General features: G+C 59.7%; 11 protein-coding genes. 8 read left to right on the top strand and 3 right to left on the bottom strand.

The window, feature by feature from the left end; genetic code table 11:
- Window positions 1–7 precede the first annotated feature (7 nt).
- The 7 genes from A3709_RS07080 to A3709_RS07105 all read left to right on the top strand — a co-directional run bounded on the left by A3709_RS07080 (window position 8) and on the right by A3709_RS07105 (window position 6681).
- Window positions 8–439 (top strand): FHA domain-containing protein, encoded by a 432-nt coding sequence (locus A3709_RS07080; protein ID WP_066052214.1) that lies wholly within the window; start codon window positions 8–10, stop codon window positions 437–439.
- 69 nt (window positions 440–508) lie between these two features.
- The gene (locus tag A3709_RS23070) at window positions 509–679 is read left to right on the top strand and encodes a hypothetical protein (RefSeq protein ID WP_156507602.1); all 171 of its coding nucleotides are present in this window, start codon (window positions 509–511) and stop codon (window positions 677–679) included.
- Between the two features lie 9 nt (window positions 680–688).
- Window positions 689–2152, top strand: coding sequence for an FAD-linked oxidase C-terminal domain-containing protein (locus tag A3709_RS07085; RefSeq protein WP_066052217.1), 1464 nt, complete (start codon window positions 689–691; stop codon window positions 2150–2152).
- Window positions 2142–3182 (top strand): glycolate oxidase subunit GlcE, encoded by a 1041-nt coding sequence (glcE, locus tag A3709_RS07090; protein ID WP_066052219.1) that lies wholly within the window; start codon window positions 2142–2144, stop codon window positions 3180–3182. The genes A3709_RS07085 and glcE overlap by 11 nt, the downstream gene beginning before the upstream one ends.
- Before the next feature lie 2 nt (window positions 3183–3184).
- Window positions 3185–4411 (top strand): glycolate oxidase subunit GlcF, encoded by a 1227-nt coding sequence (glcF, locus tag A3709_RS07095; protein WP_066052222.1) that lies wholly within the window; start codon window positions 3185–3187, stop codon window positions 4409–4411.
- 92 nt (window positions 4412–4503) lie between these two features.
- On the top strand, window positions 4504–6171 hold the full coding sequence (locus A3709_RS07100; protein ID WP_066052224.1) for an AMP-binding protein: 1668 nt from the start codon (window positions 4504–4506) through the stop codon (window positions 6169–6171).
- Window positions 6172–6186: 15 nt separating this feature from the next.
- Window positions 6187–6681: a GNAT family N-acetyltransferase gene (locus A3709_RS07105; protein WP_066052227.1), complete on the top strand. Its 495-nt coding sequence runs from the start codon at window positions 6187–6189 to the stop codon at window positions 6679–6681.
- Here A3709_RS07105 and A3709_RS07110 read toward each other — a convergent pair.
- Together A3709_RS07110 and A3709_RS07115 are read right to left on the bottom strand one after the other, a co-directional pair.
- A complete protein-coding gene (locus A3709_RS07110; RefSeq protein WP_066052231.1) occupies window positions 6678–7250 on the bottom strand; it encodes a hypothetical protein in 573 nt (190 codons plus the stop codon). The genes A3709_RS07105 and A3709_RS07110 overlap by 4 nt on opposite strands.
- A 19-nt stretch (window positions 7251–7269) precedes the next feature.
- The gene (locus A3709_RS07115; protein ID WP_066052234.1) at window positions 7270–7662 is read right to left on the bottom strand and encodes a polymer-forming cytoskeletal protein; all 393 of its coding nucleotides are present in this window, start codon (window positions 7660–7662) and stop codon (window positions 7270–7272) included.
- 711 nt (window positions 7663–8373) lie between these two features.
- Between A3709_RS07115 and rmf the strand changes: the two genes are divergently transcribed.
- Window positions 8374–8577, top strand: a complete 204-nt coding sequence (gene rmf, locus A3709_RS07120) for a ribosome modulation factor (protein WP_066052237.1) — start codon at window positions 8374–8376, stop codon at window positions 8575–8577.
- Between the two features lie 29 nt (window positions 8578–8606).
- Here rmf and A3709_RS07125 read toward each other — a convergent pair whose 3' ends face one another.
- The gene (locus A3709_RS07125) at window positions 8607–13490 is read right to left on the bottom strand and encodes an NAD-glutamate dehydrogenase (protein WP_066052240.1); all 4884 of its coding nucleotides are present in this window, start codon (window positions 13488–13490) and stop codon (window positions 8607–8609) included.
- Window positions 13491–13498 lie beyond the last annotated feature (8 nt).

The following is a 13498-nucleotide window of genomic DNA, read 5'->3' on the forward strand; positions in this document are numbered from 1 at the left end:
CCTCGGCATGCTCAGTCGCGTAGCCGTCAACCGCTTTCCCTTTCAGGTAGGGCGCAAGCCGGGGATTAACTTCACCGCCACCAGTCGCAAGACGTCCCGCCTGCACGCCGTCATGGAACGCCGCGACCGTCAGCTCTACCTGCGTGACACAGACAGTACCAATGGTACCTATGTCAGTCGACGTCGCCTGCGCGGCGAAGAGCCTCTCTACCATGGCGACGTCGTGCACTTTACAGATTTCGAAGTTCGCCTCATTCGTGAGCGCGGTGCAGCAACCGCAGAACCCGACAGTGACATGATCACTAGCATGCCGGCGCTGTCCAAGAACCTTGCCGTCGGTATTCGCGAGCTGCAGGAGTTGCTCGACCAAAAGATGGTCGAACCTGCGTTCCAGCCGATTGTGGCCTGCATAGAAGGCAATCCCACCCACGCCTATTAAATACTGGGACGCGGCACCCATGAGCGCCTGTCGCCCTTCCACGGCCCGCTGTTTTACATTGCCGAGAGCATGTCCGGCCTGGCCCTGCAGTCAAGCCACCTGTTTCACATTTGCGGGCTGGAAATCGCCTCCGGGCTGCAGGCCTGTCAAAACATGGGCTTCGACTTTATCCAGGGTTATTACTACGGCCAGCCCACTCAGGGGGGCTTTAACTCACCTGCGGCGCCAGAGCTGGTATGATACGCAGCAATGACCACAACACCTCACACCCTCGCAGCCGTATCGGCTGACCTATTGCGTCAGCGGCTGGCGAGTATCCTGCCGGCACACTGCCTAATCGAAGAGACCGAAGCCCAGCGTCCCTACGAATGCGACGCACTCTCCCTGTATCGAGAACTACCGCTGTTTGTCGCGCTTCCGGAAACCGCTGATCAGACTCAGGCAGTATTGCAGTGTTGCCATGAACTGGGCGTGCCAGTCGTGCCCCGCGGCGCAGGTACCGGACTGACGGCGGGCGCCATGGCGCACCCTGAGGGTGTATTGCTCGGCCTTGCCAAGCTCAACCGTATTCTCGACATCGACCCGGTGGCGCGGACCGCGCGGCTGGAACCGGGCGTGACCAATCTGGCGATTTCCGAGGCGGCCGCCGAGCATGGACTCTACTACGCGCCGGACCCGTCCTCACAAATTGCCTGCACCATTGGCGGCAATGTGGCCGCCAATTCCGGTGGCGTCCACTGCCTGAAATACGGACTCACCACCCATAATCTGCTGACCGTGGAGATGCTGACCGTGGAGGGCGAGCGAGTGACACTGGGGGGCGACGGCCTCGACAGCCCGGGCCTCGACATGCTGGCCATTATCACCGGCTCGGAAGGCCTGCTTGGCGTTACCGTGGAAGTCACCGTCAAACTCCTGCCCAGACCGGAAATCGCCCGCGTATTGCTCGCCGGCTTTGACTCGGTCAGCGCGGCGGGCGACGCCGTCGGTGCCGTAATCGCCGCCGGCATCATCCCCGGCGGTTTGGAAATGATGGACGCACTGGCGCTGCAGGCAGCGGAAGATTTTGCCAGGGCAGGCTACCCCCGTGATGCCCAGGCATTGCTACTTTGCGAGCTCGATGGCACCGAGGAGGAAGTCGCCCAGCACATCGACGAGGTGAGCGCCATTTTCACCGCGCACGGCGCGACGAGTCTGCGGGTCTCCGAAGATGAAGCCGAGCGGGTGCTGTTGTGGAAGGGGCGTAAGTCCGCGTTTCCGGCGGTCGGCAGAATGTCGCCAGACTACTACTGCATGGACGGCACTATTCCCCGCCACCAGGTCTCTCATGTGCTGGAAGAAATCAGTCGCCTGTCAAAAAAATACGACCTGCGCGTCGCCAATGTTTTCCACGCCGGCGACGGCAACCTCCACCCGCTCATCATGTACGACGCCGCCGATCCCGCCCAGGTGACCCGGGCGGAACAATTCGGCGTCGACATTCTCGAGCTCTCAGTGGCGGTGGGCGGTGCCATTACCGGTGAGCACGGTGTGGGGCTGGAAAAACTCAACCAAATGCACGACCAGTACGGTGAGAGCGAACTGCACCTGTTTGAGGACATCAAAGCGGCATTCGATCCGCAGCTCACGCTCAATCCCGGCAAAGGCGTCCCCATACTCAAGCGCTGCCAGGAATATCGCGCTCTGCCAGGTAAGCACAACCATGGCTGCTGATACTGCCCTGGGCCTGCAGGAGGCAGTCGTCGAAGCTGCCAGTGACCAACGTCCATTGCGCATCACCGCCGGCGGCACCAAAACCCATGCCGTGGGCAGGGACTGCGAGGGCACACCGCTGAATGTGGGCGGTCATACCGGCATCATCGATTATCAACCCAGCGAGCTGATGCTGCAGGCACGGGCGGGCACGCCCGTCGCTGAACTCGCGGCGGCGGTGGCCAGCGAAGGCCAGGTCCTGCCATTTGAGCCGCCGCGCTACGGCGGCAACGCTACTCTCGGCGGCACCTTGGCCTGCAACTTATCAGGCCCGGGCCGGCCTTGGCTGGGGTCCATCCGCGATGCCACCATGGGCGTCGGCCTGATCAACGGCCGGGGCGAACAACTGGCGCTCGGTGGCAAGGTCATGAAAAATGTGGCCGGTTACGACGCCAGCCGACTCCAGGCCGGGGCATTGGGCTGCCTGGGGCTTATTACCGACGTTACCCTCAAGGTGGTACCGGCGCCGGAACAAACACTCACATTGACCTTCGAGATGGATGCCCAACAAGCTCTGCAAACCATGAGCGAAAAAGCGGCAACACCGCGCCCGCTCACCGCTGCCTGCTGGCTGGATGGCCGACTCTATTTGCGCCTGGCGGGCGCGGCCTCAGCGGTGCAGGCCACCGCTGCCAGCTGGGGCGGGGAGACCCTCACTGCTGAGCACCCCTTCTGGGCCGACCTGCGAGATATGAGCCTGCCCTTTTTCAAGGGCGACCAGCCTCTCTGGCGCCAATCAACCCGAGCCACAGAGCCGCTGCAGGCAGAGACGGGTTGCCTGATCGACTGGGCCGGCCAGCAACGCTGGTACCGCAGCAGTGACGCACCAGCTGTTGAAGCGGGTCACGTCGTATTGTTCGCTGGCGGGGATCGCAACACCGAAGTACGCGGCGAACTCGATCCCGTGCAGCAGCGCCTGCAGCTGAGGCTCAAGCAAACTTTCGATCCGCAGGGGATTTTCAATCCCGGCCGGCTGTACAGCTGGATGTAAGCATGCACGTTGAACTTCATTCTGATTTTCAAGACGACGCCGAAGCGCAACAGGCAGCAGACCTGATCAGCGCCTGCGTGCACTGCGGCTTCTGCCTGCCCACCTGCCCTACTTATCTCGATACCGGCGATGAACGCGACAGCCCGCGTGGTCGCATTTATCTGGTCAAGCAACTGCTGGAAGAGGGACAGGCCACGGCGATCACTCAACGGCACCTGGACCGCTGTCTGACCTGCCGCAGCTGTGAAACCACCTGCCCCTCGGGTATGCGCTATGGTGCATTGGCCGATATTGGCCGCGGCATGATGGAAACCCAGGCCCAGCGCCCGGCACCTGAGCGCCTGCTGCGAACCCTGCTGCGCAAGTGCCTGTCGCGCCCGACACTGTTCACTGGCCTGGTCCGCATTGGCCAACTGTTCAAACCGGCCATACCCGGAGCATTGGGGCGCAAAATTCCACCCCGCCAGAAGACGGGTCCTGTGCCCTCCCAAATCCATGCCCGGCAGGTGCTGATACTGGAGGGCTGCGCACAAAAAGCCGCCACCCCCGCCACCAACCAGGCCGCCGCGCGGGTATTGGATCGGCTCGGCATCAGCCTGCAAGCCGTCCCCGGCGCGGGTTGTTGCGGCGCGGTCGACTACCATCTGGGTGCGCATGCCGATGGCCTCAAACATATGCGCCGCAATATCGACGCCTGGTGGCCGGCCATTGAGCAAGGCGCGGAAGCGGTCGTTTCCAGCGCTACTGGCTGCGGCAGCCTGCTGGCCGAGTATGGGGAACTACTGGCCGGTGACCCTGAGTATGCCGAGCGAGCAGCGAAAATCTCATCGCTGCATACCGACCTGGCGGCGTTTCTCTTGCAGCAGGACCTGAGCCCACTGCAAACCCGCGCCGTGCGCGGCAAGGACAAGATCGCCCTGCATATCCCCTGTAGCCAGCAACACGCCCTGCAACAGCCAGACACGACAAGGGAGATCCTCCGTAGAGCTGGCTTTACGCTGGCCTGCACCCGCGATGACCACCTGTGCTGTGGCTCCGCCGGCACATACTCTATACTTCAGGCGGACACCAGCGAGCGCCTGCGAGCGCAGAAAATCGATGCCCTGACCGGCGATAGCCCTGCCGTGATCGCCACCGCCAACGTGGGCTGCCAGCTCCATCTCGGCGAGGCCGCTGAGGTTCCCGTAAAGCACTGGATTGAGCTGCTGGACGAGGCCACCGGACCCTGAATACCGGGTATTGGCCGCGCATATGCCGGTCAGCATTGCCTGTCGGCGTGGTTTAAGGTATTAAGCTCCCTCCACTGAGAAGGATTCCAAAAATGACCCAGCAATTAGACGCCCTTGTCTTGCAGGCGGCGGTAAACCGCGAGCAACGTCACCCCGATCGCGTATTCATGACCCAGCCCATCAACGGTGAGGCAGTGGACTACACCTGGGCCCAAACCATGGACGAGGCGCGCCGCATGGCCGCCCACATCAACAGTCTGGATCTGCCGGCGAACAGCAACATCGCCATGATCTCCAAGAACTGCGCTCACTTCATTATTGCCGAGCTGGCCATCTGGATGGCGGGACACTGCACCGTCGCGCTGTACCCTACGCTCAACGCCGAGACCGTGAACTATATTCTCGATCACTCCGAGGCCAAGCTGATTTTCGTGGGCAAGCTGGATGGCTGGGAAGCGATGGAGCCCGGCGTACCTGCCGACATGCCCCGTATCGCCCTGCCCCTGGCGCCCGCCAATGACTACCCCAAGTGGGACGACATTATTGCCAAACAGGCCCCCATTGACGAGGTGCCGGTATGGCCCGCTGAACAGCGCGCGTTGATCTGTTACACCTCAGGCAGCACCGGGCGGCCCAAGGGCGTCGCCCATTCGTTCCAGTCCATCTCTGCGCCCGCATCGCTGCAGGGCGATGTACTGGAGATCAATGAGAGCGACCGGATTATTTCCTACCTGCCATTGGCCCACGTTATGGAGCGCGCGCTGGTAGAGGCCGGTTCGATCTACCAGGGTGTACATATTTTCTTTGCCGAGGAGCTCGACACCTTCCTGGCGGATCTGCGCCGCGCCCGCCCCACCCTGTTTATCAGCGTGCCCCGGCTATGGCTCAAGTTCCAGTCCGGGGTATTCCAGAAATTCCCGGAAGAAAAACTGAATCTGCTGCTGAAAATTCCCGTGGTGAAAAACATCATTCGCAAAAAAGTGCTCGACGGCCTCGGCCTGGGCAGTGTGCGTATGGCGGCCAGTGGTTCAGCACCCATCCCACCCGACCTGATCCGGTGGTATGACAAGCTCGGCCTGAAGATCATGGAAGGCTACGGCATGACAGAGGATTTCGCCTACTCACACATGTCGACGGAAGGCATGCGCGCCCCCGGCACGGTGGGTCACCCTGCGGTGGGCGTCGATGCCCGTATTTCCGGTGTCGGTGAAATCGAAGTCAAGTCACCGGGCCTGATGATGGGTTACTACAAGGCTCCCGAACTGACCGCAGAGGTCATGACCGAGGACGGATACTTCAAAACAGGCGACCGCGGTGTGTACGACGGTGGCCTGTTGCGCATTACCGGGCGGGTCAAAGAGCTTTTCAAAACTAGCAAGGGCAAGTACGTCGCCCCGGTACCTCTGGAAAACCTGCTCAGCGCCGATGGCTGGGTGGAGCAGTCCTGTGTATCCGGCCCGGGTCGCCCCGCCTGCTACGCCACCCTGCAGCTGGCTGAGGGCCTGCGCGACGATTACGATGATCCCGCGTTCCGCACCAAAGCGTCTGCCCACTTCGAGAAACTCATGGCCGACGTTAACGCCCAGGTCGAGAATTACGAAGCACTGCAGTTCCTGGCCGTGGTGCGTGAGCCCTGGCAGGTGGAAAACGACTTCCTGACCCCGACCCTCAAGATCAAACGCAATGTGATCGAAGAGGCCTATGAGCCCTATCTGGACAGCTGGTATGCCAGCAGCCAGAAAGTGGTCTGGCAGGACTAGCCGAGCAACACCGCGATGGCAGAACTGACCACCTGGTACCTGGAGATGACCTCCGCGCACCAGTTACAGCCCCGGGATGAGAGCCGCGGCCTCACCCTGGCTGAGTGCCAGGTGAATCAGTGGCCCCTGAACCGATTCCTATACGAGTTTGTAGGCGCCGCCTGGGAGTGGCAAGACAAGCTCAGCTGGACTGAGCAGCAGTGGCGCTGCTATGTTGAACGCCCCGAGTTGCGCACCTGGCTCGCCAGCTGCGACGGCTCGCCGGCGGGTTATTTTGAACTGGAAAAGCAGGGTGAGGACGTGGAAATCATGTACTTCGGTCTGGCGCCCAGTTTTATCGGTCGCGGGTTCGGCGGCTACCTGCTCAGCCAGGCCATCCGCCAGGCGTGGGCATGGGATACCCCCTCTCGTGTGTGGGTACATACCTGCTCTCAGGATCACCCATCAGCGCTGGCCAACTACCAGGCTCGGGGTTTTACCCTCTACAACACCGAAGTCGACGCGATCTAGCGCGCCGCCAGCAGAATTTCCAGGCGGCTGTCCGCCAGCAACACCGTGCGGCGAATATCGAAGCCCTGCAACGTTTCCTTGAGCTTACTCTGCGCCAGCGGCGCGTAACCCGCCAGACGCCCGGGCCGCGGCCGCAGCCGCAAAGCGTCGGGGCGCTCAATGCTGAAGGTCACATCCTGCTGCGGCGCCCGCGTATTGTGAACACTGAAGCCGTGCCCGTGGCATCCCGGCGCCAGAAAGGGCCGCAGACGCTCATCAATCAACCGCAGTGCTTCGGGTTGCAGGTAGTTAAACAAGTCCCAGAACAGGCACAGATCAATACGCGCATCTGCCGCCAGGCCTTCCATCGCCTGATCCACGCGTTGCGCAAGCGATACATCCCCTTCCGGATCGGCCACCAGTGGCAGCGCCGAAAAGGGATCGACAAAATGCAGTTTGCAGCGGTAGTCCGAGAAAAAAGCGACCGTCTCCGGCAGTGCGGGCCCGACATTGAGCACCTCGAAACGATGCTCGGGATCGATATTTTCAAACAGAGCCGGCAGCAGTTTGGCGCTTTGCTGCGCAGACATGGGTACTTCCAGTCAGGTATCAGCCACTCTTTAGATCAAACCCCGGCGCGATGTCATCGCTCTTTGGCTCAGCTTTGGGGGCCAGTGATACCTTGGCGCTCTCGTCGCCCGGGTCCATATCTATACTGCCCTTGAACTTGGCGCCGTCTTCCAGGGTGACCCTGGGGGCGACAATATTGCCGCGTACATTACCCGACTTGGAGATGATGACCTTCTCATGGCCCTTGATATCGCCGGCCACCTCACCATCGATACGCACAGTCTTGGCGGTAATATCCGCATTGACCTGGCCGCTCTGGCCCACCGAGACCTCGTGCTGGCCCAGCTCTACGGTGCCCTCAACCTTGCCCTGAATAACCAGGTCCTCGTCGCCAGTCACAGTTCCTTTGATAACAATACTCTGTCCGATCATGGCTTCACTCCTGGAGGGGGTCGGGGGGGCACTCGGGGCAGCGGCGCTGGGCGCGCTGCTCTGGGGACGCTCGGGCACTGGTGCAGCCCCGGGCTTATTCTTATTTCGCTCAAACATCGATTCACACCTTCGATTTGCCTGGACGAATCATCCTACCCCCACTCCACGTCTACGTCATGTGGTTAAGCCCAGGAAAGTCGACTTTTCGGTGGCTGCTCACCTGAAACTTCCCTCCCCGTCGGTACAAGGTTCAAATGCCGCAGGTTGCTCGGCGAGATGTGCGAAGGCAGGATGCCGCAGCCCAAGCCTGTCAAGAACGACGCCTTTTGGCGGTCCCGCCGAGCAGCCTGCGGCATCTGAACCACCCCCCGAGTGCCCCCAACACCCTCACTCTTGAACATATTGATGACATAGAACCAACAACGAGAAACGCCAGCCCAGCTAAGTAATTGAAAGACCAGCAAATTCGATCCGACCAATCCAAACCGTTATAAAAACCAGAAACCCAAAGAACAAATCATTAGTGGCCGAGCCCGACCAGCTCTGGTTTGATAGCAGTTGTGCCTGCGGGCACCTCCGCTGAATTGCTTCGTAATACCAAGTCAAATACCAGCAAACAGACCAGTAAACGAGCGCCGACCAAGGTGCGCGAGGGGCCAGCTCCCAGCGTCATAATCGGTAGCTCCGCCAATAAATTCGGAGGCTTTCTCTATGAGAAGACAGAAGCGTGACATGAATTCCCGGGCGTTCGACAAAGGCTATCAGGCCGGCCTATCTGGCCGTAGCCAGGAGCTCTGCCCCCACTCAGACGACGAACACCGCCAGAACTGGATTTCCGGATGGCGCGAAGGCCGCTCTGACCAATGGGACGGCCTGACCGGCGTGTCCGGGGTTCACAAAATCAGGACGCTCTGACCTCTCGAACCCCGCGCTCCAAAACCCCCCTACTCCTCCGATGCCGGACTGTTCCCACAGTCCGGCATTGCAGCGCGTACACTGCTCTGGGCAAGATCCAGCAGCTCCCGGTTAGCCACCGCAAACATGGCGAAGTCCGGAACTTCCGTGGCGTGAAGTTCTGCTAGCATCTCTTGCCAACGCGACAGTAACACCTGTTCCTGCTTGGCCCAGTCTGACAAACAGGTCAGTAGGTTGCGGTCTTCGGGAAGGTGGTGCAGCGCGCCAACTGCCAGAGTACGCTGTTGCCACTCAAGGTCCTCAAGATACGTATCCCTCGCTAGCGCCTGCCACTCATTGGTCACCTTGGCCCCGAGAATCTGGTTGCCGAACCAATCCAGTTCCAGCTGATCACCCATGGCGTAGTAGAGGCTAGCCACATCGGTCAGCGGCGCCCCACTTTCCTTGGCCGCCTGGATAATCCCCAGTGCGGTGTAGGCCAGGTGATTGCCGGCTACCCGGTGCGCCACCGTTTCATCCACGCCCTCACCCAGATAATGCTCGGCAATCTCCTCGTACTGCTCCAGTACTCGACCACGCAACAGGTCGCGGAAAGTCTCGCGCAGCTCGGCAAGGCCAGGACGGAATTCGGCAATTAGCGGAGTCGGGGCCAGGTCGTGGCGGCGATTGCGCAGCAACCAGCGGCTGGCACGTTTCACCAGGCGAATCAGACGCAACATCATGTCCTGCTGCACCTCGGCAGACACCTCGTGATCCATGGCTTCGATCTGGTCCCACAATTCACGCAGGTTAAATACCTCCATGACGGTGGTAAAGGCCCGTGCCACGTCGGCAATGGAAGCGCCCGTTGCCTTGCGCAAACGCAGAATGAAGTTGAGCCCCATGCGATTGACAATGTCGTTCGCTACCTGGGTGCACATAATTTCGCGATGCAGCCGGTGAGTGCGGATATCTTCCGGATAGGCATCTACCAACTGCGCGGGAAACGCGGTCACCACGGCATTAGCGAGGTAAGGATCGCGGCCCAGATCGGAGGCAATGAGTTCTTCCTTGAGCACGCCTTTGCTATAAGAGATGAGTACAGACAGCTCGGGGCGCGTCAGCGGCTGGCCACGACTGCGACGCTCCAGCATATCTTCAGCGCTTGGGAGGAACTCCAGCGCCCGGTCCAGGCGGCCCATCTCCTCCATTGTCTCCATGAAGCGCAGGTATTCCTCAAAGCGTTCGCCGGCCTGCATTTCCGCCAGCGAAATCGATTGCACCTGACGGTAGTTATTGTGCAGCACCAGATCGGCGACATCGTCGGTCATTTTCTCCAGTAAAGCATTGCGCTGTTTTTCAGTGAGATCTCCCCTGGCAACAACGGCATTGAGTAGAATCTTGATATTCACTTCGTGGTCAGAGCAATCGACACCGCCGGCGTTGTCGATGAAGTCCGTGTTGGAGCGACCGCCGGACAGGCCATATTCCACCCGACCCAGCTGCGTCATACCCAGGTTTCCGCCTTCGCCCACAACCCGGCAGCGCAGTTCGTCGCCGTTAACGCGAACACCGTCATTAGCCTTGTCACCCACATCGACGTGCGCTTCGCTGCTGGCTTTGACGTATGTGCCAATACCACCGTTCCACAGCAGATCGACCGGCGCCCGCAGTAAATAGCCGATCAGTTCGTTGGGCGTCAGCTGTTTGTCGGATATATCGAACAGCTCACGCATCTGCGCTGAAATCGCAATCGACTTGGCCGAGCGCAAAAATACGCCCCCGCCCTCAGAGATCAGCGTTGTGTCATAGTCAGACCAGGCTGAACGCGGCTGCCCAAACAGGCGTTTGCGTTCAGCGTAACTGCTCGCCGGATCCGGGTTCGGATCGATAAAGATATGCATGTGGTTAAAGGCCGCGACCAGCTTGATATGCTCAGACAGCAACATCCCATTGCCGAACACATCCCCCGCCATGTCTCCGACACCGACAACGGTGAAATCTGTGCTCTGCACATCGACACCCATCTCCCGGAAGTGGCGCTGCACAGAAACCCAGGCACCGCGTGCCGTAATACCCATTTTTTTGTGGTCGTAGCCAACGCTGCCGCCGGAGGCAAAGGCATCCCCCAGCCAGAAGTCGTAGTCAGCTGAAATCTGGTTGGCAATATCAGAAAACGTCGCCGTACCCTTGTCTGCAGCAACCACCAGATAGGGATCGTCCTCATCCTTGGCCACCACATGTGGCGGGCGAATCACATGGATATCACCGCGATTGTCAGTGAGATCCAGCAGGCCGCGGATAAACATGCGGTAACAGGCGATGCCCTCTTCCTGCACCTCCTCACGACTCATAGCGCCATTGAGTTGACGCGCCACAAAGCCGCCCTTGGCGCCCACAGGCACAATAACGGCATTCTTGACCTGCTGTGCCTTCACCAGCCCCAGCACCTCGGTGCGAAAATCTTCCTGTCGATCAGACCAGCGCAGTCCGCCGCGAGCCACCCGGCCACCGCGCAAGTGCACGCCTTCAACCCGGGGCGAATACACGTATATTTCGAACATCGGTATGGGCTGCGGCACGTCGGGAATCGCTGCCGGGCTCAGCTTGAATGACATGTAGGGCTTGAGGCTGCCATCGGCCTCCTGCTGGAAAAAGTTGGTCCGCAGGGTGGCCTTGATGACCTTGAGGTACTGGCGGATGATGCGATCCTGGCCAAGGTTCTGCACCTCGTCGAGCATCTCCAGGATGCGCTGCTCCACACTCATTTCACGTTCTGCTCGCCAGTCTTCATCGCCATCGAACACCGGCGAGAATCGGGTCAAGAACATCTCGACTATGCGCGCCGTAATATGCAGATGACTGGCCATGGTCTCGGCGATGTATTCGACGCTGAACGGAAACTGCAGCTGACGCAGGTAGCGGGCGTAGGCGCGCAACATCGCGATTTCGCGCCAGCTCAATCGAGTGCCGATGAGCAAACGGTTAAACGAATCACTCTCGGCCTCGCCAAACCAGATACGCGCAAAAGCGTCCTCGAATTCCTCCTTGATGTCATCCAGGTCGAAGTCCTGCGACAGGCTGTAGTGAACGGTAAATTCCTGCACCCAGAATCGTTCACCATCGCGGCTGCGAATTTCATAGGGACGTTCGCTGGTCACCCGTAATCCCAGGTTTTCCAGAATCGGCAGTACGTCGGACAGAGGCAGGCTCTGACCGCGATGGTAAAGCCTTAGCCGCAGCGTGGTGACACTATCTTCTGCCAGGCGATACAGCGACAGCTCCAGGGACTTACCCGCCGCCAGGGGCAGAATTTTGCGTATATCAGCCACCGCCATGCGCGGATCACAGTCGTCGCGATATCCAGGTGGAAAGCCACCACCCAGTTCGTTGGCGTGCGCATTACCCAGCTCTTCGCCAAACTCCTCGACGAGCCGGTTGCGCAAACGGTCTTCCCAGGCGAGCGTGGCTTGCACGAGCTCTTCCTCTAACTCAGCCGGATCGCAATCGATCGGGTTGGCCGGGTCGACGCGCAGCACGAAGTGACTGCGAACCAGAATCGACTCGGAGAACTGGGTTGTAAACTCTGACTCCTCGGCGTCGTAAGCGCGCGTGAGAATCTCCCCGATCTGCTCACGCAATTCCGTGGTGTATCGATCCCTGGGCACAAATACGATGCAACTGACAAACTTGCCATGTGCGTCGCGACGCACAAACAGGCGAGTCTGACGTCGCTCCTGAATACGGTTAATCGCATTGACCACGACATTGAGATCAGCAATGTTTGACTGGAACAATTCGTCCCGGGGATACATCTCCAGGACCCTGGACAGCTCCCGAGTCTCATGCTCTGCCCAATCCACATGCGACATATCCATAATGGCGGCGACTTTGCGTCGCAGTATCGGAATGAACTTGGGGTGCGTGGTGTACACCGATGAGGTGTACAGGCCGATAAATCGGTGCTGGCCAATGACACGCCCCTGTTCGTCGAAGACCCGCGCTTCAACATAATCAGGGTAAGTCAGGCGATGCACCCGCGAACGATTGCGCGATTTTGAAAAGCTCAGTTGACGGTGTTGCAGTTCGTCCAGGCTCATCGACGCCAGGTCGGCCTGCAGGTCGGCGACCCCGCGCGTACCGCGGTGCCGCAACAAACCCAGGCTGCGGTCGGCTGCCACACTGATGTTAGGAGTACTGCCCTTGTAGGTCACTTCAAGATATTCATATCCCAGCATAGTCATATGCTGTTCGCGCAACCAGACCAGGAAAGCCGTGGCCTCGTCGCGATATGGCGCCTCTACGCAGTCACTGCACGAAATGTCCTCTACGACAGATTCAAGCTGATCGTTCATAGCCGGAAAATCTGTAACCACCTCCATGACTTCCCCGAGAATATCCAACAGGGTCTGGCGCAGTTCACTCATGTCTGAGGGATCAGAGCGGCGTCCCAGCTCAAAGTAGATAATCGCTTCGCTACTTGCCCCCTCCGGGGTCTCGGGCATATAGCCGAGTATTTCCTGCAGCTCACCATTGGCATCCCGCTCAACAACAACATTGGTGCTGGCCACAATATGAATGGGAAGATTGCGGCGGTTCAGCTCGCCGCGCACTGATGCTGTCACAAAAGGGATGCCCGGGCAGAGAATAGCGAGAATAGTACTAGTACTCTCCCAGCCATCTCGATGCAGCTGCGGGTTAAAGAACTCCACTTTGGGGACCTCGCCATCCCAGTGACGGAATATCTCCAGCAATTGGTACGTGCAACCGTACAGGTTCTCTACTGCAGTGCCGTGCAGGTCTTCTGCTGAGAGCCGACGCAGCAATGCGGATGACAGATGCTTTAGCGAGGCTTTGTCAGCGCTTTCGGCACGATCGTCGATGCGGCGTTCCAGGCTATCCAGCAGAGCCTTTTTATGATTTTCCCAGGTCATTGATATTG

Source organism: Halioglobus sp. HI00S01 (assembly GCF_001635445.1).
In the GTDB taxonomy this organism is placed as follows: domain Bacteria; phylum Pseudomonadota; class Gammaproteobacteria; order Pseudomonadales; family Halieaceae; genus Halioglobus; species Halioglobus japonicus.

What these genes read in the sequence shown, in the direction of transcription:
- A3709_RS07080 (WP_066052214.1), top strand. Translation starts at nt 8, where the DNA reads ATGCTCAGTCGCGTAGCCGTCAACCGCTTTCCCTTTCAGGTAGGGCGC.
- A3709_RS23070 (WP_156507602.1), top strand. Translation starts at nt 509, where the DNA reads ATGTCCGGCCTGGCCCTGCAGTCAAGCCACCTGTTTCACATTTGCGGG.
- A3709_RS07085 (WP_066052217.1), top strand. Translation starts at nt 689, where the DNA reads ATGACCACAACACCTCACACCCTCGCAGCCGTATCGGCTGACCTATTG.
- glcE (WP_066052219.1), top strand. Translation starts at nt 2,142, where the DNA reads ATGGCTGCTGATACTGCCCTGGGCCTGCAGGAGGCAGTCGTCGAAGCT.
- glcF (WP_066052222.1), top strand. Translation starts at nt 3,185, where the DNA reads ATGCACGTTGAACTTCATTCTGATTTTCAAGACGACGCCGAAGCGCAA.
- A3709_RS07100 (WP_066052224.1), top strand. Translation starts at nt 4,504, where the DNA reads ATGACCCAGCAATTAGACGCCCTTGTCTTGCAGGCGGCGGTAAACCGC.
- A3709_RS07105 (WP_066052227.1), top strand. Translation starts at nt 6,187, where the DNA reads ATGGCAGAACTGACCACCTGGTACCTGGAGATGACCTCCGCGCACCAG.
- A3709_RS07110 (WP_066052231.1), bottom strand. Translation starts at nt 7,250, where the DNA reads ATGTCTGCGCAGCAAAGCGCCAAACTGCTGCCGGCTCTGTTTGAAAAT.
- A3709_RS07115 (WP_066052234.1), bottom strand. Translation starts at nt 7,662, where the DNA reads ATGATCGGACAGAGTATTGTTATCAAAGGAACTGTGACTGGCGACGAG.
- rmf (WP_066052237.1), top strand. Translation starts at nt 8,374, where the DNA reads ATGAGAAGACAGAAGCGTGACATGAATTCCCGGGCGTTCGACAAAGGC.
- A3709_RS07125 (WP_066052240.1), bottom strand. Translation starts at nt 13,490, where the DNA reads ATGACCTGGGAAAATCATAAAAAGGCTCTGCTGGATAGCCTGGAACGC.